General features: G+C 49.4%; 18 protein-coding genes and 2 pseudogenes. 9 read left to right on the forward strand and 11 right to left on the reverse strand.

Annotated elements, in window-relative coordinates:
- The first annotated feature begins 1,018 nt into the window (after positions 1-1,018).
- Both GC178_09735 and GC178_09740 read left to right on the forward strand, forming a co-directional pair.
- Positions 1,019-1,276 carry a type II toxin-antitoxin system ParD family antitoxin gene (locus GC178_09735; protein MBI1287848.1) on the forward strand — a complete coding sequence of 86 codons (258 nt, stop codon included), beginning with the start codon at positions 1,019-1,021 and terminating at the stop codon, positions 1,274-1,276.
- Positions 1,263-1,553, forward strand: coding sequence for a hypothetical protein (locus GC178_09740; GenBank protein MBI1287849.1), 291 nt, complete (start codon positions 1,263-1,265; stop codon positions 1,551-1,553). Before GC178_09735 ends, GC178_09740 begins: the two co-directional genes overlap by 14 nt.
- A gap of 4 nt (positions 1,554-1,557) precedes the next feature.
- Here GC178_09740 and GC178_09745 read toward each other — a convergent pair whose 3' ends face one another.
- Entirely contained in the window at positions 1,558-2,079 is a 522-nt protein-coding gene (locus GC178_09745; protein MBI1287850.1) for a gamma carbonic anhydrase family protein, read from the reverse strand.
- A gap of 1,407 nt (positions 2,080-3,486) precedes the next feature.
- Positions 3,487-3,648 (reverse strand): annotated as a pseudogene (locus GC178_09750) (DUF3494 domain-containing protein).
- 643 nt (positions 3,649-4,291) lie between these two features.
- Here GC178_09750 and GC178_09755 point away from each other — a divergent pair.
- The 3 genes and pseudogenes from GC178_09755 (at position 4,292) to GC178_09765 (ending at position 6,735) form a co-directional block, all read left to right on the forward strand.
- Positions 4,292-5,344: pseudogene (locus GC178_09755) on the forward strand (PKD domain-containing protein).
- A gap of 324 nt (positions 5,345-5,668) precedes the next feature.
- Complete coding sequence (locus GC178_09760; GenBank protein MBI1287851.1) at positions 5,669-6,274, forward strand: NifU family protein; 606 nt, start codon at positions 5,669-5,671, stop codon at positions 6,272-6,274.
- Complete coding sequence (locus tag GC178_09765; GenBank protein ID MBI1287852.1) at positions 6,271-6,735, forward strand: YkgJ family cysteine cluster protein; 465 nt, start codon at positions 6,271-6,273, stop codon at positions 6,733-6,735. The genes GC178_09760 and GC178_09765 overlap by 4 nt, the downstream gene beginning before the upstream one ends.
- Before the next feature lie 61 nt (positions 6,736-6,796).
- On the opposite strand, the gene odhB is transcribed toward GC178_09765, so the two are convergent.
- From odhB to GC178_09800, 7 genes are all read right to left on the reverse strand, one after another.
- Positions 6,797-8,068 (reverse strand): 2-oxoglutarate dehydrogenase complex dihydrolipoyllysine-residue succinyltransferase, encoded by a 1,272-nt coding sequence (odhB, locus tag GC178_09770; protein MBI1287853.1) that lies wholly within the window; start codon positions 8,066-8,068, stop codon positions 6,797-6,799.
- Positions 8,069-8,241: 173 nt separating this feature from the next.
- A complete protein-coding gene (locus tag GC178_09775) occupies positions 8,242-10,977 on the reverse strand; it encodes a 2-oxoglutarate dehydrogenase E1 component (protein MBI1287854.1) in 2,736 nt (911 codons plus the stop codon).
- Positions 10,978-11,070: 93 nt separating this feature from the next.
- Positions 11,071-11,451: a hypothetical protein gene (locus GC178_09780; GenBank protein MBI1287855.1), complete on the reverse strand. Its 381-nt coding sequence runs from the start codon at positions 11,449-11,451 to the stop codon at positions 11,071-11,073.
- A gap of 51 nt (positions 11,452-11,502) precedes the next feature.
- Positions 11,503-12,468 (reverse strand): polyprenyl synthetase family protein, encoded by a 966-nt coding sequence (locus tag GC178_09785; protein MBI1287856.1) that lies wholly within the window; start codon positions 12,466-12,468, stop codon positions 11,503-11,505.
- Entirely contained in the window at positions 12,469-13,434 is a 966-nt protein-coding gene (locus GC178_09790) for an NAD-dependent epimerase/dehydratase family protein (GenBank protein ID MBI1287857.1), read from the reverse strand.
- A complete protein-coding gene (rfbA, locus tag GC178_09795; GenBank protein ID MBI1287858.1) occupies positions 13,431-14,297 on the reverse strand; it encodes a glucose-1-phosphate thymidylyltransferase RfbA in 867 nt (288 codons plus the stop codon). The genes GC178_09790 and rfbA overlap by 4 nt, the downstream gene beginning before the upstream one ends.
- Entirely contained in the window at positions 14,294-16,684 is a 2,391-nt protein-coding gene (locus GC178_09800; protein MBI1287859.1) for an MMPL family transporter, read from the reverse strand. The genes rfbA and GC178_09800 overlap by 4 nt, the downstream gene beginning before the upstream one ends.
- A 150-nt stretch (positions 16,685-16,834) precedes the next feature.
- On the opposite strand from GC178_09800, the gene GC178_09805 reads away from it, so the two are divergent.
- Both GC178_09805 and GC178_09810 read left to right on the forward strand, forming a co-directional pair.
- Entirely contained in the window at positions 16,835-17,884 is a 1,050-nt protein-coding gene (locus GC178_09805; protein MBI1287860.1) for a fatty acid desaturase, read from the forward strand.
- Between the two features lie 100 nt (positions 17,885-17,984).
- Positions 17,985-18,557, forward strand: a complete 573-nt coding sequence (locus tag GC178_09810) for a hypothetical protein (protein MBI1287861.1) — start codon at positions 17,985-17,987, stop codon at positions 18,555-18,557.
- Between the two features lie 224 nt (positions 18,558-18,781).
- On the opposite strand, the gene GC178_09815 is transcribed toward GC178_09810, so the two are convergent.
- On the reverse strand, positions 18,782-19,351 hold the full coding sequence (locus tag GC178_09815) for a DUF1287 domain-containing protein (GenBank protein MBI1287862.1): 570 nt from the start codon (positions 19,349-19,351) through the stop codon (positions 18,782-18,784).
- 26 nt (positions 19,352-19,377) lie between these two features.
- Here GC178_09815 and GC178_09820 point away from each other — a divergent pair, with 26 nt between their 5' ends.
- Positions 19,378-20,286: an alpha/beta fold hydrolase gene (locus GC178_09820; protein MBI1287863.1), complete on the forward strand. Its 909-nt coding sequence runs from the start codon at positions 19,378-19,380 to the stop codon at positions 20,284-20,286.
- Complete coding sequence (locus GC178_09825; protein ID MBI1287864.1) at positions 20,244-20,879, forward strand: 4'-phosphopantetheinyl transferase superfamily protein; 636 nt, start codon at positions 20,244-20,246, stop codon at positions 20,877-20,879. The genes GC178_09820 and GC178_09825 overlap by 43 nt, the downstream gene beginning before the upstream one ends.
- On the opposite strand, the gene cysQ is transcribed toward GC178_09825, so the two are convergent.
- The gene (cysQ, locus tag GC178_09830) at positions 20,876-21,667 is read right to left on the reverse strand and encodes a 3'(2'),5'-bisphosphate nucleotidase CysQ (protein ID MBI1287865.1); all 792 of its coding nucleotides are present in this window, start codon (positions 21,665-21,667) and stop codon (positions 20,876-20,878) included. The genes GC178_09825 and cysQ overlap by 4 nt on opposite strands.
- Between the last annotated feature and the right edge of the window lie 29 nt (positions 21,668-21,696).

Consider the following 21,696-nt stretch of genomic DNA (forward strand, 5'->3'; position numbering starts at 1 on the left):
CAACTCTGAAAAATGGGTTGCAGAAAACTATCATATTACCAAGCTGACCAACTGCCTGAACTAAAGGCGGTACGCCAAAAAAATGAACTGACCTTAAAGTATAGTTTTGAAAAAGCACGTAGGAGTTATGTTTTCGGCTTCAACGGACAGGAAAAAGAAGATGAGAGAAAGAGCTAATAAGATCAGTTCGGAAACTGATCGTACTGAACACCACACGAGTGACCCTTCGGAACACTCGGGTGAGCGGGGGAATGAGAGACAATCGCATTTTGACGAGTGCTATCTTGGAATGGGAGTATTTATCATCTGGTTTTTAGCTCTGTTTCTTTTGATGACATTTACTATGGACTCTCATGCCCAAACTCGGGACTCTATTGAAATTCGAGTCTGTGATGAGATGCACCGTAAAAAAAGGGATTCTTTGGTTGAGATAGACCTTGTCATTTGTGGAGACACGATACAGTTTCCTTGGACAAAGGAGACGAAGTATCGCAGACCTACTTGTCTTGATGGAAAGAGTGACAACATAATTCCCGTAATCTTAAAAACTTGTCGATACATATACAGTTTTGCGATTCTACCGGAAGAGTGGGATCAGTGTCGCGATTTTACTTTTTGCATCACAGGAGAAAGAGGCAGGCATGGGACCTACGGTTATCATTATTATTATTGCTATAATGTGAGTTCTGCTGGCTATTGCCTCAGAACAAGAAGGTAAAGGCGACTGGCTACTTCCCCCGCTCGCGCAAGTCTTCGGAACGATGACTTGTGTGGAACAGAACACGATCAGTCTCTGACTGATCTATAAGAATGAGAGTCGTCAACTTTCAAAAAGTTGACGACCCTGATGCACGGATCCCCCCCCCCCCAATGTATCAAGTGTTCCGAAGGGTCGCTTGGTCGGAAGCAGGTACCACCTTACATACAGCTTCCTCTGCTTTTGAAGAACAACGCAAAGCAGCCGGTTCCATATAGCACCACATTTCCGTATCTTCGTTCTATCAGATTCCAATACAGCATGGCAACTATTCGTAAATCCATCACCTTTACCGACACACTCAGCAACTGGATGCAATCGCTTGTGGCATCGGGCGAGTATGCCAACGAAAGCGAATACGTGCGAGAGCTGGTAAGAAAAGATAGGGAGAAGAACGCGAAGCTGTTGGCCTTGCGCGAGGCCATAGATGAAGGTCTGAAGAGTGGCGTGAGCCCGAGGTCGGTCACCGACATCCTCACTGCCAAGGAAGCACAATTGCGCAAGGATGGCCGCCTATAGGCTATCGGTGGCGGCAGCTACCGATCTGGAGGACATTTTCGAATACGGCATTTTCCAATTCGGGCTCGCACAGGCCAAAAGCTATGTGCAGGCCATGGAGCAGCATTTTCTGGTATTGTCAGACCATATCGGGCTGGGGCGTGGGGCGGATGAGTTGTCCAAAGGGCTGAAAAGGTTCACCTATGGTTCGCACGTTATCTTTTACATGGCCATACCCGATGGTGTTCTGGTTGTACGGGTGCTTCATCAGAGCATGGATTTTGAGCAGCATTTGTAGCAGATCACTTCCCACTCCCATACCACCCGCTGTACATCACATACTTGGCAGCAATGCCTTTGAGGGTTTCGGCAGAGGTGTCGGGGTCAAGCTGTTTCACCTTTCTGGCGGGTGTGCCCGCATAGATGGCGTTGGGTTCCAGCACTTGGTTTTCCAGCACCACGGCCCCGGCCGCCACAATGGTACCTGAGGGCACAATGGCGTTGTCCATTACAATGGCACCCATGCCTATCAGCACGTTATCGTGTATATGGCAGCCATGCACAATGGCGTTGTGGCCCACGGTCACATCATTTCCCATGCGAGTGGCACTTTTTTCAAAGGTTCCGTGCACCACGGCCCCGTCCTGTATGTTCACGCGGTCGCCCAGAATAAGGTCGTTCACATCGCCACGTAGCACGCAGTTGTACCAGAAACTACAGTTGTCACCGGCCGTAATGCGGCCAATGAGCGTAGCATTCTCGGCCACAAAACAATCCTTTCCAAGTTGGGGCGTCTTCCCGTTCAATGTCCTAATCAATCCCATATTTCGCACAACCTCGTTTACAAGTTTCCGTTAAATATGCGAAATGCCTCGTTTACTGCATGGTCGGTTACCTGTACAGAGGCATAATTTCCGTAAAATTGTCAGTCCTGTGAGAATGGCGTTGAAGACATCCCGAAATCCGATCCTTTTAGTGTTGATGCTGCTGGCTTTCAGCAGCGGTTATGCGCAGGAATGCGGCATCATTTACGTTTCGCCCACGGGCGCCACAAGCGGTGTTGCCGGCACGCGCGATACACCTGCGGAACTTCAGTACGCCTTCACCCTCGTAGACCCTACCAACAACCACATGCGGTTGGCGCATGGCGTTTACGAGCTGACAGAAACGCTCGACATTCCATCAGACCTGGTGGTTGAAGGAGGTTTTGAAGCAGGAACATGGATAAAAACGAATGCCGATACTACCATCTTCCATCGCGATGCGAGCAACTATGATGTGGTGAACAAGGCCCTCATCGGTGTGCGGATGGAGAATCAGTCCAATTTCCGTTTTCAGGACATCACTCTCAAAGTGGATGATGCACCTGCGGGTGGTGTGAGCATTTATGGTATCTACATCTCCGGATGTTCAGATTATTACATTTCGCGCTGCATGGTCTTTACTGGAAATGCTTCGGATGGGTCGCCCGGAGCCAATGGCCAGCAGGGTTTGCCCGGAGCAGACGGAGCAGACGGTGAAACAGGCGAGCAGGAAGGAAATTGCTGTCGTGCCGGTGGTGCCGGTGGTTCTGGTTCATTCTCCGGTAGTAATGCCGGAGGAGCTGGGGGCGATGGTGGCGAATGGGGCGGCTTTCAGGTAATGGAGCAGTGCGTATTGGGTTTTTGTACGTGGGTTGTAACGCCCAGTAGTGAGTACACCAATCCGGGAAATGACGGTAGCAACGGGGTCGGTCAGGGTTACGGACATGGCGGATTGCGGGGAGTTGGCCTATGTGAGTTGACCTATGCGAACACAAATTGTTCATCTACTCAATTGAATGCAGGTGGTGTAGGTACGGATGGCCTTGAAGGAATTGATGGCAATCCGGGTTCTCAGGGTGTTGCTACCTATGCAGGAGGTTTCTACGTTCCAGGCACCGGAACTACCGGTGATCCTGGACAGACAAACGGTGCCGGTGGCGGTGGCGGTGGCGGTGGCGGTGGTAAAGGTTGCGAGCCAGCTGCCATCAACGTGAGTGTGACCTCGGGATCAAGTCCTTATAATGGAGATACGGTCTACAATACTGCCGGTTCGGGAGCTGGTGGCGGTGGAGGTGGCGAAGGTGGCCAGGCCGGTGCGGGAGGTATCGGTGGCGAAGGCGGAGGAGGCATCTTCTGCGTCTTTGCGTACAATAATGGTAGCAATGGGGTCATTCAAGACTGCCGATACCTGATGGGTAATGGTGGTCAAGGAGGTGAAGGTGGAGCAGGCGGCCCTGGTGGCCCTGGAGGGCAAGGAGGCATGGGAGGTGTTTTGGGCGACAATGGCCCCAATCACAGTTGCAACAATGGCGAAGGAGGTGATGGTGGCCGAGGTGGCGATGGCGGCATTGGAGGCCCTGGCGGGAAAGGCTCGGATGGTGTGCGGAAAGGACTTTACCAACTGGATGCAACTCCTGCGCTCGACCCCAACATTTACAATCCTTGGGAGCCGGAGATCCATGTGGAGTATTTCGGTTGTACCAACTCCAACGTAAGGGTAGAAACAAATGCTACAGGGATTATCAATTGGATATTCGGTTTCGGGGCCGAACCACAGAATAGTACCGAACAGGTCGATACCGTTCAGTATTCAGGATTGCTCGGTTCAAGGAACTTGACGCTTATTGTGGACGGGGTTCCGTACTTCTATGCCAATTATATTTTGGTGGAGGAGGATTTCGACCCACCTGTCATCGATGCTTCACGCTTCACCATCTGTGCAGGAGAATCAACAGACCTTTCCACCACTTTTGTGGGTGAAACCTACGAATGGACCATTCCTGGAGGCTCCATTACATCTTCTACAGATCAGAATCCGGGAACGGTGACCTTCAATACGCCCGGTGATTATGTCATCGAACTCATCACCACCAGTTGTTGTGGAACATCGAAAGCTGTAGATACGGTTCATGTGTTGCAGCAGGTGCAGCCAGATCTTGGACCGGACCTACGCGCCTGCTTCCTTGGCGGGCTTCCGGTGCTGGATGGTGGAGGAAATGACGGTGCCACATATATGTGGTATCTCAATGGATTTCCAACAGGACTTCCTCAACAGCACCTTGAAACCACAGTTACTGGAACGTATGGAGTGGAGGTAAGCTACGGTCCGGGTTGTTCGGGAACGGATAGTGTATACGTGGAGATTTACACCATCACGCCCGTTGATCTTGGGCCCGATCAGGCCATCTGTCCGGGAAATCCGCTGCCTGTCCTTAACGCTGGAATCGATAGTGCCGATTACTCATGGACGTTGAACGGAAATCCGGTCGGAACCAACGATATAGAATTGGAGGTTAACCTTCCGGGAAACTACGCGGTTTCTGTGGTGGAACAGGATGGCTGTTCTGGGCAGGATGAGGTGGAAGTGCTGGTGAGTGAGCCCTCTGTTTTCTTGGGGGCAGATATCAACGTGTGTGCGAATGAGTCCTTTCCCGTTTTGGATGCACTGAACCAAGGTTCGACCTACGAGTGGTTTTACGAAACTCAGAGCATTCCAGGTGCCACATCGCAGACCTATCAACCTACGCAAGGTGGTACTTACGATGTGACCATCACCAATATTTACGGCTGTCAGGCTTCCGATCAGATTGATATAAACACATTCCCATCGTTGAATGCTTCGTTCTCAGGGCCGTCCACTGCCACATTAGGAGCATCGGTCTCATTTCAGGATCAGACCACGCCAGCGGTCAATTCTTGGACATGGAATTTCGGTGATGGAACTCCGTTGGTCACACAGCAGAGTCCAAGTCATGCCTTTGCTGCGGTTGGAGTGCGCCCCGTGTTCATGATCGCATCAAACGGAATCTGTTCTGATACGGCTTACAGTGAAGTGGATGTGAACTGGAACTGTCCGAACATCGGCCTTACGGCCGCATTTACTATGAACACAGATACAGTTGTGCTTTCGGGTCTTGGCAATGTGGAATTGACCAACAACAGCCAGAATGCCACCGAATACCAATGGGATTTCGGGGATGGAACGGGAACGGATCCAACGGTGAATCCGATACACGTTTACAGCAACGAAGGCACATACACCATAACGCTTACGGCCATCAACTACAACTGCACCACTACGGTTTCGCAGAGCATTGTTGTTGTTCCGTTCGGTGTTGGCATTACGGAAGTGCTTTCCGATCAGCATTTGGTGGTCTATCCCAATCCGAACACAGGCCAGTTTGCCGTAGAAGTTTCGTTGGATGCGGCTTCCGAAATGCAGGTCGAGTTGAACAATGTCTTGGGTCAGCGGGTTTATCAGACCAAACTGTCTGCCCGTTCTTATTGGAGAAAGGAATTCGATATGAGTTCGTATGTCAAAGGAATCTACGTACTCAGAATTTCAACCGACAAAGGCGTTTTGCAGCGAAGAATCGTGATTGAATAACCCATGGAAAAGACCGTCCCATACACCATTTATGCTGAAGCTACGCCCAACCCTACCACAATGAAGTTTGTGGCCAATCGGGTGCTTTTGGAAAGCGGCTTGGCCGAATACACCAGTTTTGAAGATGCCAAGGGAAGCCCATTGGCAATGAAGCTGTTCGCGTTCCCGTTCATTACAGGGGTTTTCATCCAGTACAATTTCATCACTTTGATGAAGTCTGATATGGTCGCATGGGAAGATGTGGTGATGGAACTCCGCGAGTTCGTCCGCGATTATCTGAACGGTGGTGGAACCATTGTAACCGAACTTCCTGAAGGTGCTTTGAAGACCGAAGAAGACATTGCTGCTACACGCGTACATTCTGAACCAAGTTCAGACCTCGAAGAGAAGATCATTGCCATTTTGGACAATGAGATCGCTCCTGCCGTGGCGCAAGACGGTGGCAATATCACCTTTAAAGGCTATGAGAACGGAGTGGTGAACGTGGTACTCCGTGGAGCTTGTAGCGGCTGTCCTTCCTCAACGGTAACGTTGAAGAATGGTATCGAAACCTTGCTAAAGAACCGGCTTCCGGGAGAAGTTAGGGAGGTTGTGGCCATTAACGGGTGATTTCCGCCCGCGTGACTATAGAACGGAAGAAACTAATTCAACGGCTTAAAAAGGTCAATCCACGCCAGTTGGATGCACTTTTTCATGAGGCACATGAGAAAGCGTTTTCGTGTATCGATTGCTTGCAATGCGCCAATTGCTGTACAACCACTGGCCCACTTTTAACAGACACCGACATCAAGCGAGTTTCTAAGCACCTTCGGATGAAAGATGCCGAGTTTGTGGAGCAATACGTTCGTGTGGATGAGTATGGCGACCAAGTTTTCAAATCAATGCCATGCCCATTTTTAGGTGCGGATAATTACTGTTCCATTTATGAACATCGGCCAAAGGCTTGTAGAGAATACCCGCACACCGACCGTGTAAAGCAGCACCAATTACTGAAGCTGCATTTGAAGAACGCGGAAATATGTCCTGCGGTTGAGCAGGTTTTGGAGGATGTTTCCAAAAACCTTTCGTAGCATGTCATGCTGAACTTGGTTCAGCATCCAGTAGACCCTGAAACAAGTTCAGGGTGACCAATCAAAGTCCTAAAAGAACTTCTTCGCCCGTCTTACCACCGAATAGCATGGTTGCAGGGTTTTCGAGCATGTTCTTCACTTTCACCAAGAACGAAACAGACTCTTTTCCATCAATGATGCGGTGGTCATAGCTCAACGCCAGGTACATCATCGGACGAGCAACGACCTGACCGTCTTCCACAACCGCGCGCTCTACGATATTGTGCATTCCAAGAATGGCGCTCTGTGGTGGGTTCAGAATCGGGGTGCTCATCATCGAACCGAAAACTCCACCATTCGTTATGGTGAATGTTCCGCCAGTCATTTCCTCTACCGTGATCTTTCCATCGCGCGCTTTGATGGCCAAACGCTTGATCTCAGCCTCAATTTCGGCCAAGCTCATCTGCTCTGCATTGCGCACAACTGGAACCATCAGTCCTTTCGGAGAACTTACTGCAATACCGATGTCGCAGTAATCGTGGAACACCAATTCCTGACCATCGATCATGGCATTCACCGCAGGGAAATGATACAAGGCTTCAGTCACCGCTTTGGTGAAGAAGCTCATGAAACCAAGGTTCACTCCGTGAGAATCGGCAAACTGGTTCTTGTACTTGTTGCGCAGATCCATTATCGGCTTCATGTTCACCTCGTTGAACGTGGTGAGCATGGCCGTTTCGTTCTTCACAGAAACCAAACGCTCCGCCACTTTCCTGCGCAGCATGCTCATTTTCTCTCTGCGTTCTTCGCGACCACCAGCCCAACTCTGACCTGCATCGCCCAACGCAAATCCTGAAGACATCGCAGCCAGCACATCTTGCTTGGTAATGCGACCATCTTTTCCAGTGGCTTTCACCTGGTTGGCACCAATTCCGTTCTCACTCATCAGTTTCTTAGCCGCTGGAGAAGGCGTTCCGCTTGCATACGAATCAGCTTTGGCGGCAGCAACAGGTGCTTTCTTTTCTTCCTTAGCTGCGGGTGGCGCCTCTTGCTTCGCAGGTGCAGGATCTGGAGCTTTTTCTTCTTTCGGAGCTTCGCTACCAGCAGGTGCCTCGGCATCGGTGTCGATGGTGGCGATCACACCGCCAACAGGCACCGCATCGCCTTCCGCAACTTTCCAAGTAATGGTTCCTGCCTTCTCGGCTGGAATGGCCAATGTGGCCTTGTCTGAATCAACTTCACAGATCTCCTCGTCAAGGAAAACGTAATCGCCATCTTCCTTCAGAAGTGTTGCGATTTCAACTTCGGTGATCGACTCTCCAGGACTCGGAACGGTAATTTCTACAACTGGCATTTTGTGGTGTTTGCTGATTTGATACTGTGATGATTCGCTTTTGTACAATACTCTAAAAGAGACATTTTTTGGCCACACTAACACAGATTTTCTGTGAAAACCTCTGTGTTTTCTGCGTCTCTGTGGCTATTTCATGTTCCTTGTTCATACAGGCGAACTATCATATTTTGATTTTAAGCCGTGACCTTCAGGTTGGCGAATGCTTGATCCAATAGTTTTGCCTGCTCGGCTCGATGTCGCTGCCCGGAGCCTGTGGCTGGCGCACCAGAAGACGGACGCGAAACAAGTTCAAGGTCAACTTGGCGAAGCTTGCGCAACAGATGCGCCCAAGCGCCCATGTTGGCCGACTCTTCCTGAACCCAAACCCATTTGGCTTTTCCGTATTTCTCCTGAAGCTTAGCGATCTGCGTACGTGGTAGAGGGTCCAATTGCTCCAAACGAACGATGGCTACCTCTTCCGCGTTCAATTCCTCTTTCTTCTCAAGAAGGTCATAGTAAACCTTTCCCGTACACATGATCACGCGCTCCACTTTCTTCGGATCTGCAGTTGCATCATCGATCACTTCTTGGAAACGGCCAGAGGCCAATTCCTTCAGCGATGAAGTACAACGTGGATGGCGCAACAGGCTTTTCGGTGTGAACACGACCAACGGCTTGCGGAACTCACGCTTCATCTGTCTTCGAAGCACATGGAAGAAATTGGCTGGCGTGGTGCAGTTCACCATTTGCATGTTATCGTCTGCGCAAAGCATGAGGAAACGCTCCACGCGCGCGCTGCTGTGCTCTGCGCCCATGCCTTCGTAGCCGTGCGGCAACAGCATCACAATGCCGTTCATGCCTTTCCATTTCTCTTCAGCAGAGGAAATGAACTGGTCGATGATGATCTGCGCACCGTTGTTGAAATCACCGAACTGCGCTTCCCAGATGGTCAGGCAATTCGGGCAACCGAAGGCGTAACCGTAGTCGAAACCGAGCACGGCATATTCAGAAAGGAACGAGTTGTAAATGTTGAATTCTCCTTGGCCTTCGCCCAAGTGATCCAACGGCACATATTCCGCTCCTGAATCTTCAATTTTAAGTACGGCATGGCGGTGTGAGAACGTTCCGCGCTCCACATCCTGACCAGAAATACGCACTTCGTGACCTTCTTTCAGAACGGAGCCATAAGCCAACAGTTCGGCCATGCCCCAATCCAATTTGTCGGTTTCAAAGACCATATTCTCACGATCTTTCAGGATCTTCTGCATTTTGCGGAACACCTTCACATCCTTCGGAATCGTGGTCAGCACCTTCGAAATTTCCTTCAGTGTGTTCTCCTCAACTCCCGTTTCGGGAGACACTTCAAAATCTTCCTTTTTCGCAAAGCGATAACCTTTCCACGTGTCTTCGAGGAACTGCGTTACTGTAGCTTTCTGCACTTCTTTCGACTCATCCAAACGCTCTTGCAGCATCTTGCTGAAATCGGCTTCCATGTGTTTTACAAGATCGGCACCTACCACGCCAGATGAGGTCAATTGCTGGCTGTAAATGGCCAACGGATTCGGGTGCTTCGCGATGATGTCGTAAAGTTGAGGCTGTGTGAAACGAGGCTCATCGCCTTCGTTGTGGCCGTACTTGCGGTAGCAAAGCAGGTCCACAAACACATCGCTTTTGTATTTCTGACGGAACTTCATGGCCATACGAACCGTGTGAGCTACCGCTTCCACGTCATCTCCGTTCACGTGGAACACAGGAGAATGCGTCACTTTGGCCACATCCGTACAGTAAATGCTCGAGCGGCCATCCAGATAGTTGGTGGTAAAACCAACCTGGTTGTTGATGACGATATGAATGGTTCCGCCCGCTTGGTAGCCATCGAGCTTGGCCATCTGAACTACTTCGTAAACCACGCCTTGTCCAGCCACGGCAGCATCGCCATGGATCAAGATCGGGCAAAGTCGGCTGTTATCACCTTTGAATTTTCGGTCGATCTTCGCTCTTGAAAGTCCTTCAACCACAGGGTCAACCGCCTCTAAGTGCGAAGGGTTGGGGCAAAGGTTCAACTTCACCTTTTTGCCATTGTCGCAGGTCATGTACGAAGTGTAACCCATGTGGTATTTCACATCGCCTTCGATGTCTGCGTCTTCGTAATCTTTCCCTTCAAATTCGGTGAAGATCTCTTTGTAGGTCTTGTTGAGAATGTTGGCCAACACGTTCAAACGACCGCGGTGCGCCATGCCCATTACGAATTCCTCTATTCCGAGCACGGCTCCTTCTTCCACAACCATGTCCAAAGCTGGAATGAGCGATTCGGCTCCTTCCAACGAGAAACGTTTCTGGCCTGTGAACTTCTTACCAAGAAACTCCTCAAAAAGTACTGCTTGACTGAGTTTTTTAAGCACTTGCTTCTTTTCCTCAAGCGAGAAATTCGGTTGGTTCTGGTTGCTTTCCAGCATCTTTTGCATCCACTCCAAAACCTCTGGTTTGCGGATGTACATGTACTCCACGCCAATGCTCTCGCAGTAGGTTTTCTCCAGATGCTGAATGATCTCTTTCAGGGTGGCTGCTCCGATACCGATCATCGTTCCCGCACGGAACGTTGTGTTGAGGTCATCATCGGTCAGCTCAAAGTTCTCTTTGGCCAACGTGGGCGAGTATTTTCTACGCTCACGAACGGGGTTGGTACGCGTAAAAAGGTGTCCGTTCTTTCGGTATGCATCGATCAGGTTGATGACATCGAACTCCTTCTTGACGTTGGCTGGAATGCCAAAGGTCGCATCATCCTGGTCGTAAAGCTCTTGCGCAAAGTCGAAACCAGCGAAGAACTGTCGCCAGTCTTCTGATACGGATTCAGGGTCGGATTTGAACGATTGGTAAAGATGTTCCACAGCGGAAACATCCATGTTTGAGAGGTAGGAAAATTGATCCATTTACTCGGGGACGGTGCCTGTTCTTTTTTGTTGTGGCAAAAGTACGATTCTCAAAGCGGGTTAAGAATACGTTACCTTGACAAAACGCGAATTTCAGGGAAGTTGTTTACCTGAATAGTAATAACGGATCACGACCTTTTGCAATTCGCGTTTCAGAATCAGGTCGGTGAGTTCGCGGATGGCGTCAAGGTTTTCATCATTACCGAACAGAATGCGTCTTACCTTGCTTTCGCTCAGATCAATACCGTAGATCAGATTCCAAAAGGTTTCGGTCTGGTTTTCGAGCATGTATTCGATCACAGGTTTGAGCTGATCGGTGAGTTCTTGGTAGGCGGTTTCGCCTTCGCCAGAAAATTCCACATCGAAACCCTGTAAGCGGAAATCCTTGTTGATCTGCGCCACAACTTCCTGTAGGAGGCCAACGCTCCGTTCGTAGCGGTCGAAATCGGTTTTGGATAATGGCAGGTTTTCCATTCTTTGGCTGAGACCTTCAAGGTTTCCGAAACCTTGAAGGAAGGTCTGAGATTATGATTCGCGGTGCATCAGCGCGTGGGTAAACCCTTTCAAAGTGGCGATCCACTCTTGGTTTCCATTCACTTTTTCGAGGTTTTCAATTCCTGAATTGTAGAACTGCCACATGCGTTCTTCGGCCAATTGGCGGATGTTGAGTTTGTGGTAAATGGCCGTCACCGCCTCAACTTTTCCTTCATTACTTGAAGCAAGCCAATTCTTGAGTTCCAACGCATCGTTTCCTTCGGCCAATTCCATGGCTTTCAGCAGCAGGAAAGTCTTTTTGTTGGCGATGATGTCGCCTCCTTTCTGCTTTCCGACCTTGTTGCTTTCGCCATACACATCCAGAATGTCGTCCTGCAATTGGAAGGCGATTCCTGTGTTCAGTCCGAAATCGTACAGTAACTGCGATTGCTCTTCATTCGCACCACCAATGGTTGCACCGACTTTCAAACAAGCTGCTAAAAGCACAGCGGTTTTCAGTCGGATCATATTCAGATAATCATCGATGGAGACACGCTCCATTTGCTCAAAGTCCATGTCGAGTTGCTGCCCGTCACAAACCTCCAAAGCTGTACTGTTGAATACTCGAAGGATCGTTGCCAGCGCATCTTGCTTGGTCTCCAGCACATGCTGATACGCTTGGATCATCATGGCATCGCCAGAAAGAATGGCCACGTTGGCGTTCCATTTCCGATGCACGGTGGGTTTGCCTCTGCGCAGTGGCGCATCGTCCATAATATCGTCATGCAGCAGCGTGAAGTTGTGGAACAGCTCCATGCCAATGGCCGGGTGAACGGCATTCTCAATGGATTCGCTGAAGATCTTGCAGCCGAGCAGTACCAACAGCGGTCGCATGCGCTTGCCGCTGTTGGCAAGTGTGTACGAAATGGGTTGGTAAAGATTTTTCGGCTCCGCAGGCATTTCCAGGCTGTTGATGACCTGTTCGATGCGCGATCTAAGCTCTTCGAGTTTCTGCATTTACTTGATCAGCGAAATGAACTGACCGCGTTGGATCACTTCTTTCAAGCCCTCTTTGAGCGGGGTCACCTCACGGTCGAGCAACACTTTCATCTTGCTTGTGTCGGGCAGTCTACGCGTCATATCACCTTCTTCCAAAGCAGGCAAATGAATCACCTTGGAACTGGAACCGGTTACATCAATAATGATGTTGGCGAGTTCGAGGATCGGCACTTCGATGTTGCCACCGATGTTCACCACATCATTCACGTACATGTCTTTGTAGAATGCGCCCACGCATGCATCCACGTTATCGTTGATGTAGCAGAACGTTCGTGTTTGCGAACCATCGCCATAGATGGTGATGTCCTGATTCTGCAATGCCATGGAAAGAAACCGTGAGATGACGAATTCCTTGCTCTGTTTCGGTCCGTAGGTATTGAAGAATCGGAAAATGGTGTACTCCAAACCGTATTCGCGGTGGAATGACTTCAAGTAAGCCTCGCCCACGTTCTTCACAATGGCGTACGGAAGCCGCGAGTTGAGCGGAGTGGTCTCTTCATTCTGCGGGAATTCAACAGGTTCTCCATAAACCTCAGAAGAACTTGAATAATACACGCGCTTTACGCCAGTATTCTTGCTCAGAGAAAGAATGTTGTTGATGCCCGTAATGTCATTCAGCACCATTACAGGATTCTGCAACGTGCGCTTTACACCAACCACAGCAGCATAGTGGAACACGTAATCGAACGTGTAAGCGTAAAAGACACTCGAAATGTCCTTGTGGTCGTTCACATCGCACTTGATGAAACGGATGTTGTTGTGATCTGATTCGGGAACCTTTTTGATCGATCCTGTGAGCAGATTATCGACAATGACCACGTAATTCTCGGGGTCTTTGGCCAATTTTTCCGCCACAGCGCTACCAATGAAACCAGCACCGCCCGTTACCAGGATCTTGTTCTTGATGTTTGCGGGATATCTCATTTCTGCTTGAGCAATTTCATCAGGTAATCTCCGTAACCACTTTTCTGTAGCGGCTCGGCAATGGTTTTCAATTGATCGGCCGTAATGAATTTCTGCCGATAGGCAACTTCTTCGATACAGCCAATGGCCAATCCCTGTCTCTCTTCAATTGTCTGAACGTACTGTCCTGCTTGCATCAGCGAAGCGAATGTTCCTGTATCCAACCAAGCAGTTCCACGGCCCAACAGGCCGACCTTCAGTTTGCCTTCAGCCAAATAGTGTTTGTTCACATCCGTGATCTCGTACTCGCCACGTGCACTCGGCTTCAGGTTCTTAGCTACTTCCACAACCGAATTATCGTAGAAATACAGTCCTGGAACGGCATAGTTCGACTTCGGCTCTTTCGGCTTTTCCTCAATTGTAAGGGCATTGAATTCCTTGTCGAATTCAACTACTCCGTAACGCTCAGGGTCACTTACGTGATAGGCGAAAACCACCCCACCATCGGGGTCATTCACAGATTTGAGCGTTTGCTCCAGTCCATGTCCGTAGAAGATGTTGTCGCCCAAAACCAGCGCTACTTTATCGTCTCCAATAAATTCCTCGCCAATTACAAATGCTTGGGCGAGGCCGTTCGGAACTTCCTGCACCTTATAGCTGAATTTGCAGCCGATCTGTTCTCCCGAACCAAGCAGTCTTTCAAAGTTTGGAAGATCCTGCGGAGTCGAGATGATGAGAATTTCACGGATTCCCGCCAGCATCAATACGCTGAGCGGATAGTAGATCATGGGTTTGTTGTAAACAGGCATCAGTTGCTTGCTCACCGCCAAGGTCAGCGGATGAAGCCTGGTGCCCGAGCCACCAGCGAGTATAATTCCTTTCATGCAGAGTGGTTTTGAACGCTCAATTCTTTTTCAGGGTCATCTTCTGGGTCGTAAGAATCCAGATCTGCGTTTTTGAAGTATTTGATGGTCATCGACCGTTCCAAAGTTAGCAATAGAGACGGTAGAAGGATGAGATTTGAGAACATCGCGACTAACAGCGTAATTGATACCAGAAGCCCCAATGCCTTTGTTCCACCGAAGGTGCTCATGTTGAAGATGGAGAACCCGAAAAACAGCACAATGGATGTGTACGCCATGCTGATGCCAACTTCTCGCAAAGCAAGTATTACGCTACGCTTGATCTTCCAATTGTTGGCCTCCAGTTCCTGACGGTATTTCGCCAAGAAGTGAATGGTGTCATCCACCGAAATGCCGAACGCAATGCTGAAAACCAAGATGGTGGATGGCTTGATGGTGATGCCCAAGAAACCCATCAATGCGCCTGTAAGAATGAGGGGAATGATGTTCGGGATGAGCGAAACCGCCACCATGCGCCAACTGCGGAACATGTACGCCATCAGCAAGGAGATGAGCACTACGGCAATTCCCAAACTCACAAATAGGTTTTTGACCAGATACTCGGTGCCGCGCAGGTAAACCACCGATGTTCCTGTGATGAGCGTTTTGTACTTCTCGGGATTGAAAATGCTGTCAACCTTGGGTTGAATTTCAGCCAGCAGATTCTCCAATTTTTCAGTTCCCACATCCTTCATCTGAAAGCTGACACGCGTAACCTGCTGTGCGCTGTCGATGAAACTGTTCAGCAGTTCACGACCATTTCCAGTGTTACCGTTATTGGCGTACGAAAGGATGAACCCGCGTTCGCTACCGTTCGGGAGGCTGTATTTGCTTGGCAGACCACCGTAATAGGCCTGTTTCAGCGATTTCACGATCTCGGCAATGCTCACCGCCCGCGAAAATTCGGGGTATTCGGCCATCGCTTCTTCCAATTGGTCAATGCGCTTCAGCGTAGCTGGAGAAATCGCCTTTCCTGGTTTCAGAGCGTTGATCTCGATCTCGAACGGCATCACTCCATTCAGGTGATCCTCAAAGAAGGCAAGGTCTTCCAACACGTGGTGACCTTTCGGAAAATCGTCCACGATCTTGCCATCCGAAGTAATGAGTGTGATGCCGTAGATGCCCACAACCACCAGCGTTCCGAAGAACCAGTAAACACGCGTTCGGTAGGAGAGGACGATCTCAATGATCTTGGAAATGAAGGTCTGTGAATACTTTCGGTCCAAGTGCTTCACGTGGCGCGCTTTCGGTCCTTTCAGGAAGCTGAAAACGATCGGCACCAACAGCAGCGAAAGCACGAAAATGCACATGATGGAAGCTGCGGCCACCACTCCGAATTCCTTCATCACCGAACTTTCCACAACCGTAAAAGTGGCGAAGCCTGCGGCCGTGGTGGCGTTGGTCAAAAGCGTGGCCTTACCCACCTTTCGCACCACGCGTTGCAGTCCTTTTATCTTGTTTCCGTGCAAGCGGTATTCTGTGTGGTATTTGTTCAGCAGGAAGATGCAATTGGCCACACCGATCACAATGATCAGCGGTGGAACAAGTCCCGTAAGAATGGATAGCTGAAAGCCGAGAATGGACACAAAACCGATGGACCACAGCGAGCCGATGGCCACCACCAGCATGGCCACCATCACCACTTTGAACGAGCGGAAGAAAATGAACATGATAAGCGCGGTGACAAGCAGCGCGTACAGAATGAACAGGAACATTTCCGACTCCACGATCTTGGCCAGCAGACTGCGGATGTACGGCATGCCCGAATAGCGCAATTTCGCTCCTAACCGACCTTCGTATTTCTCGCCTGTTTTGATGATCTGGTTGGTGAGCCCAACGCGCTTCTTGCTGTCCAGCACTTTGGCGTTCATCGTTATCGCCATCACCGAGATGTGCGATTCATCATCCCAAAGCATTTTGTCGTAGAACTTGAGATCGATGATCTGCTGTTTGATGGAGTCCAATTCCGCCTGTGAGGTTGCTTCACCGTCTTTCAGCAACTTGAAATCGAAGCGTTTCAGACTATCATTCCTAACCAAATGATAACATCGGGCAGAGGAGATCACCTGCTCAATTCCATCCAGATTGCGGATGTCCTCGCCCAGTTCGTACCACGCATTGTAGATGTCTTTGGTAAAGAGTTTCTCCTGCTGAATGCCGATCACCAGCACATCGCCATCCTCTCCGAACTGCTTCTTAAAAGCCTTGTAATTGATCAGCGTGCTGTCCGTAGCAGGTAGCAGCGCAGCAAAATCATAGCGGATCTTGACCGAAGTGGCCATGTATCCCATCAAAACCGTGATGAGGCCGATAACCACCAGAATGGCTATGCGGTTCTTAAGAATGATGTGCGCTACACGCTCCCACATTTTCGCTACTGAAACTCAGTCTGTTGGTGGATTTTTTGGGGTTGCGAAGCTAAGAAAATCACGTAGCCAACGCAACGGATCTTGTCACACGAAAGACCGAACTGAAACTGCCTTTAACCGAGGAAAGTCAATTCCTTACCTTCGCGGCCAATGCGCCACGTTTCCGAAATAGCCTTCACCGATCCGGTTTTCAAAGACCGTTCGGGTTCTGGTTTCACCAAGTTCATGATGCGCTACATCCGCGATGAGCGCGATATCGTGTTCATTCACCTCATTCTCAAGATTCTGTTGGTGATCGTTCCGATCGCGGTGTATCTGTATCTGCCAGGAAGGTTCAATTGGTGGATTGCCTCGGCTTATTTGGCCATCAACTGGGCGTTCTTCACACCGCCCTACATTCTCATGCTTCATTGCACCAGCCACCGGCCGCTGTTTCAGCGCAAGTACGATTGGATGAACAAGATCATTCCGTGGTTCTTGGGTCCGTTCTTTGGCGAAACGCCCGAAACGTATTTCGGCCATCACATGGGCATGCATCATCCAGAAAATAACCTGCGCGAAGACCTCAGTAGCACCATCGAGTACCAGCGCGACAGTTTTGGTGATTTCATGAAGTATTTCCTACGGTTCTTCACCTTGGGAATGATTGATCTGACCAATTATTTCACACGGAAAAAGCGGTTCAAACTGCGCAAGAACACGGTGCTTGGCGAATTGAGCTGGTACGCGTTTGTAATTGCGATGAGTTTCGTGAACTGGCAAGCGACCTTGGCCGTTTTCATCATCCCGTTCGTATTCACGCGTTTTATGATGATGGCAGGAAACTGGGGACAGCACGCCTTTGTGGATGCCGATGCACCCGCGAACTGCTACCGCAACAGCATTACGTGCATTGAGGTCTCATACAACAAGCGGTGCTTCAACGATGGGTATCACATCATCCATCACATAAAACCCAGCATGCATTACACCGAAATGGCCAAGGAGTTCCGCGACCATTTGGATGACTATGCCCGCGAAAAGGCCATCGTGTTCGAAGGCATCGATTTCTTCATTGTGTGGTTCTTTCTTATGACGCACAATTACAAGGCGCTGGCCAAGCGGTTCGTTCGGTTGGATGATTCGCTGAAGACCGATGAAGACGTCATCGCCTTTCTGAAAAGCAGAACGAAGCGGCTGCCAGAAGATAAGTTGGTGTAAGCCTCATTTCAGAATTCATTAATTCTTCACGGAAAACTGTAACACTCGTTGGTTGGCTTTGCCGTAAGATTGCATGACACAATCCTAAAAGAATGAAGCCATGAAGAATGTGATCTTACTATTCAGCGTAGCCATTGCGCTCACTTTTTTGAATTCCTGCAAGAAGGATGAAACGGCCACAGGCGATTTCACGCTGACGAGCATTGCCGTTTCCAACGGAGAACTTTTGGACGATTACAAGTGTGAGCAAAAAGTGAACGACATTGAGGCTTCGATTCCGCTTTCGTGGTCGAATGTTCCAGAAGGAACAGGCTCGTTGGCGGTATCGATGGTCCATTATCCCAACCCGAACGACCTTGCGCATCCGAACAGCTACCTCGTGCTTTGGGACATCGATCCATCGGTCACTTCTATCGCGCATGGCGCTGCCGATGATGGCCCGTGGTTCATGGGTTCGAACAAGGATGGTACGGCCATTTCCTACACTTCGCCCTGTTCGCCAGATGCTGGTTCGCACGAATACACCATTACCATCTACGCACTTTCGGAAACGCCTGCAAGTCTTCCATCCAACAGTAGCATCGATGTGACGTACAACGTGCTGATGGACGCGATTTCAACCGTGACCATCGTGGATCAGGCTTCGCTCACATTTGTAAGCATCACGGAGTAAGCGAAGTCGATCGATTCACCTTTTTGAGGTATTGCTTACCGCAGTTGGCACAGATATTTTTGGTCTGTGCAATCGAAACCGCAGCAAATAGATGAGGTACGGGAACCGTTCGCGTTCACGGATTTTCATGTTTTCGAGTTCAAGAAGAAGAAAAAGAAGCAGTGCTGCGAGAAGTACAAGCGCAAAGGCAAGCGTTGCGGTTCGTGTCCGCTGAAGAGTTGTGCTTAGTCGCTGTAGCTGTAATGACCTGTTATCTGGAAGTTGAAAAGGCAATCTTCCAGCACTTGGCCTGCGCCAATGTTGTGAACGACCATTGGCCGCTTGCCGTCTGACGAATGCTGGTCTACCACAATTCCAATGTGCGTGATACCTCCGCCCAAATTCCAAGTAACGATGTCGCCTGCTTGGTAATCGGCAGCGTTTTTGGAAACGGCTTTCACCGTTCCGTGACGTTCAAAGAACTTCATCAAGTTCGGAACCCTTCGGTGATCGATGTTCGAATCGGTGGATTTCAGTCCCCAATTTTTCGGGTAGAGGTTGAAATTGGCTTTCATGTCTTCATGAACCAATTTCTGCAGGTCGATGCCAAGTTTTCGGTAAGCGCGAATGACCACATCGGTGCAAACGCCCTTGTCGCGCGGAACATCCCCGTTAGGATAATCGATCTTGAAATAACTCGGGTCGTAGGTCACTTTCTGTTTGGTGAGTTCGGTGGCTGCGGCTGAAAGACGTGCATTTTGGGCAGAGATTGCCAAACTCGAAAGCGCAAGAAAAAGGGTAAAGAATATTCGCATCGATTGAATAACGTAGTATTGTATGAATGAAACGACTTTTGGTTTTTCTGGTCGTTCTGACCACAACTTTCAACGCCATGGCTACCATCAATATTGTAAACAAGGAAGTAAACGGATTCACCTTTAAGTGCCGTGTGGCTGGAGACACTTCGGGCGAGCCTGTGATTCTCTTGCATGGTTTTCCAGAAACATCCCACATGTGGATTCCGTTGATGGAACGTCTTTCAGAAAATGGCTACTACTGCATTGCACCCGATCAGCGTGGTTACAGTCCGCAGGCCAGACCAACGGATGTAAAAGCATACGAGATAGAGGAACTGGTTTCGGATGTGGTGGGATTAGCTGATGCTTTCGGTTTCGAGAAGTTCCAACTTATTGGGCACGATTGGGGTTCGGCTGTTGGTTGGGGAGTGGTGGCCTATCATCCCGATAGGGTAAAGAGCTGGACTGCACTTTCTGTTCCGCACTTAAAAGCTTTTAGCGATGCAGTTCGGTTCGATAAGAAACAGAAGAAGATGAGCCAGTACATGGGCTTTTTCCAACTGCGCGGAATTCCAGAGTGGTTCATGCTTCGGAAAGACCGCAAAATGCTGAAAGGAACATGGCGTTCAAGTTCAGAAGAAGAAAAGCTAGATTACTTGGATGTGATCGGCAACAAACCTGGACTGAAAGCTGCTCTGGCCTGGTATCGTGCCAATTATAAAGTCCTTAAAAAAGGGCAGAAAATGGATAATTATCTGGAAGTAAAAACACCAACATTATTGCTTTGGGGCAAGAAGGATTTTGCCATTGGGCCTGTTGGTGTGGAAGGAACTGCCCAGTACATGAAAGGCGAGTACAAGCGGGTTGATCTGGATGCGAGTCATTGGTTGATCCAAGAAGATTTTGAAGGATGTGCAGTTCCCATTTTGGAGCATCTGAACAGCCACAAGTAATGCCGCTTATCGAAGACAAACAGGTTGGAAACAACCGCCTTGGCCTGTGGCGAATAGATGGCTCGGAAATCCGATTTGAAAAAGATTTTCCCGAATTGGCTATGCAACTTTCCGTCCGCCATCCAAGAACGCAATTGCAGCGTTATGCTTCGCGATTACTTATTGCTGAAATGCTGGGCGAAATGCCCGAAGTTTCAAAAGATGAGAACGGCAAACCGCTGCTGCCGAATCATGCTTTGGAGATTTCCATTTCGCACACCGAAGGTTATGCGGCTGTTCTACTTGGGACGGGAAAATTGGGCGTAGATGTGCAGCACTACAAACCCAATGTGATGAAAGTGCGCGACCGTTTTCTCGATGAAAATGAACTCGGAATGGCGCAGGACATCGAAACCACCACGCTTTTCTGGGCCGCCAAAGAGGCGGTTTACAAATACAACGCAAAGCCTGGTCTGGATTTCCGTGACCCGATCAAGGTGCATTCCATCGAACCAGAAATTCTACCCAGCAGTTTTGTTTATGATGGTGTTGAAACGAAGATCGATCTTGGGTGGAAGAAACTGGACGGAGCGATGCTTGTCTGGACGACTTAGCGCTTAATGATGAACCATGGGTTCAGCAGATTCTCTTTATTGTAGCGAAGCGGAGTAACCTCATCCTTTTCGGTTACAACGCAGCCAGCGTTTCTAGCAATGGCATCGCCTGCGCCCGTGTCCCATTCCATGGTCGGAGCAAAACGTGGGTAAACATCCGCAACGCCTTCCGCAACTAAGCAAAGTTTCAGCGAACTTCCCATCGAGACCATTTCAACGTCTCCGTGTTCGGCTTTCATTTTGTCGAAATACTCCAACGTCTCATCGCTCATGTGAGAACGGCTTCCGACCATAGAGAAGGTTTTTCTGTTGGATGCGATCGGAAGTTTATCTCCTTTTGAAAGCAGATCGTTCAGGTCAGTATGAGAAGCATGGATCTTTGAATAATCATTGATTTTGAAAGCACCTTTTCCCTTGATTCCGAGGTACATTTCATCCTTCACAGGAACGTAGATCACGCCCGAAACAGGAACGCCATCCTCAATCAGAGCAATATTCACCGTGAACTCACCATTGCGCTTCACAAACTCCTTGGTGCCATCCAACGGATCGACCAACCAGAACCGTTTCCAGTCTTTTCTTTCAGCGAATGGAATGTCTTTTCCTTCCTCACTCAACACAGGAATACCAGTGTCTTTCAGGTATTCCATGATCTTCAGATGGGCGCGTCTGTCGGCTTCAGTCAGCGGACTTTTGTCCTCTTTCACATCAACGGTGAACTCCGTTCCGTAAACTTCAAGTATTTCCAATCCGCCTTCGAAGGCACCTTTAATAGCCTGTTCAATCATGGCCGCGAAAGTAGGGTTTGATACGCTAA

It is taken from the genome of Flavobacteriales bacterium (assembly GCA_016124845.1).
Classification (GTDB): domain Bacteria; phylum Bacteroidota; class Bacteroidia; order UBA10329; family UBA10329; genus UBA10329.

What these genes read in the sequence shown, in the direction of transcription:
- GC178_09735 (MBI1287848.1), top strand. Translation starts at nt 1,019, where the DNA reads ATGGCAACTATTCGTAAATCCATCACCTTTACCGACACACTCAGCAAC.
- GC178_09740 (MBI1287849.1), top strand. Translation starts at nt 1,263, where the DNA reads ATGGCCGCCTATAGGCTATCGGTGGCGGCAGCTACCGATCTGGAGGAC.
- GC178_09745 (MBI1287850.1), bottom strand. Translation starts at nt 2,079, where the DNA reads ATGGGATTGATTAGGACATTGAACGGGAAGACGCCCCAACTTGGAAAG.
- GC178_09760 (MBI1287851.1), top strand. Translation starts at nt 5,669, where the DNA reads ATGGAAAAGACCGTCCCATACACCATTTATGCTGAAGCTACGCCCAAC.
- odhB (MBI1287853.1), bottom strand. Translation starts at nt 8,068, where the DNA reads ATGCCAGTTGTAGAAATTACCGTTCCGAGTCCTGGAGAGTCGATCACC.
- GC178_09775 (MBI1287854.1), bottom strand. Translation starts at nt 10,977, where the DNA reads ATGGATCAATTTTCCTACCTCTCAAACATGGATGTTTCCGCTGTGGAA.
- GC178_09780 (MBI1287855.1), bottom strand. Translation starts at nt 11,451, where the DNA reads ATGGAAAACCTGCCATTATCCAAAACCGATTTCGACCGCTACGAACGG.
- GC178_09785 (MBI1287856.1), bottom strand. Translation starts at nt 12,468, where the DNA reads ATGCAGAAACTCGAAGAGCTTAGATCGCGCATCGAACAGGTCATCAAC.
- GC178_09790 (MBI1287857.1), bottom strand. Translation starts at nt 13,434, where the DNA reads ATGAGATATCCCGCAAACATCAAGAACAAGATCCTGGTAACGGGCGGT.
- rfbA (MBI1287858.1), bottom strand. Translation starts at nt 14,297, where the DNA reads ATGAAAGGAATTATACTCGCTGGTGGCTCGGGCACCAGGCTTCATCCG.
- GC178_09800 (MBI1287859.1), bottom strand. Translation starts at nt 16,684, where the DNA reads ATGTGGGAGCGTGTAGCGCACATCATTCTTAAGAACCGCATAGCCATT.
- GC178_09805 (MBI1287860.1), top strand. Translation starts at nt 16,835, where the DNA reads ATGCGCCACGTTTCCGAAATAGCCTTCACCGATCCGGTTTTCAAAGAC.
- GC178_09810 (MBI1287861.1), top strand. Translation starts at nt 17,985, where the DNA reads ATGAAGAATGTGATCTTACTATTCAGCGTAGCCATTGCGCTCACTTTT.
- GC178_09815 (MBI1287862.1), bottom strand. Translation starts at nt 19,351, where the DNA reads ATGCGAATATTCTTTACCCTTTTTCTTGCGCTTTCGAGTTTGGCAATC.
- GC178_09820 (MBI1287863.1), top strand. Translation starts at nt 19,378, where the DNA reads ATGAAACGACTTTTGGTTTTTCTGGTCGTTCTGACCACAACTTTCAAC.
- GC178_09825 (MBI1287864.1), top strand. Translation starts at nt 20,244, where the DNA reads ATGTGCAGTTCCCATTTTGGAGCATCTGAACAGCCACAAGTAATGCCG.
- cysQ (MBI1287865.1), bottom strand. Translation starts at nt 21,667, where the DNA reads ATGATTGAACAGGCTATTAAAGGTGCCTTCGAAGGCGGATTGGAAATA.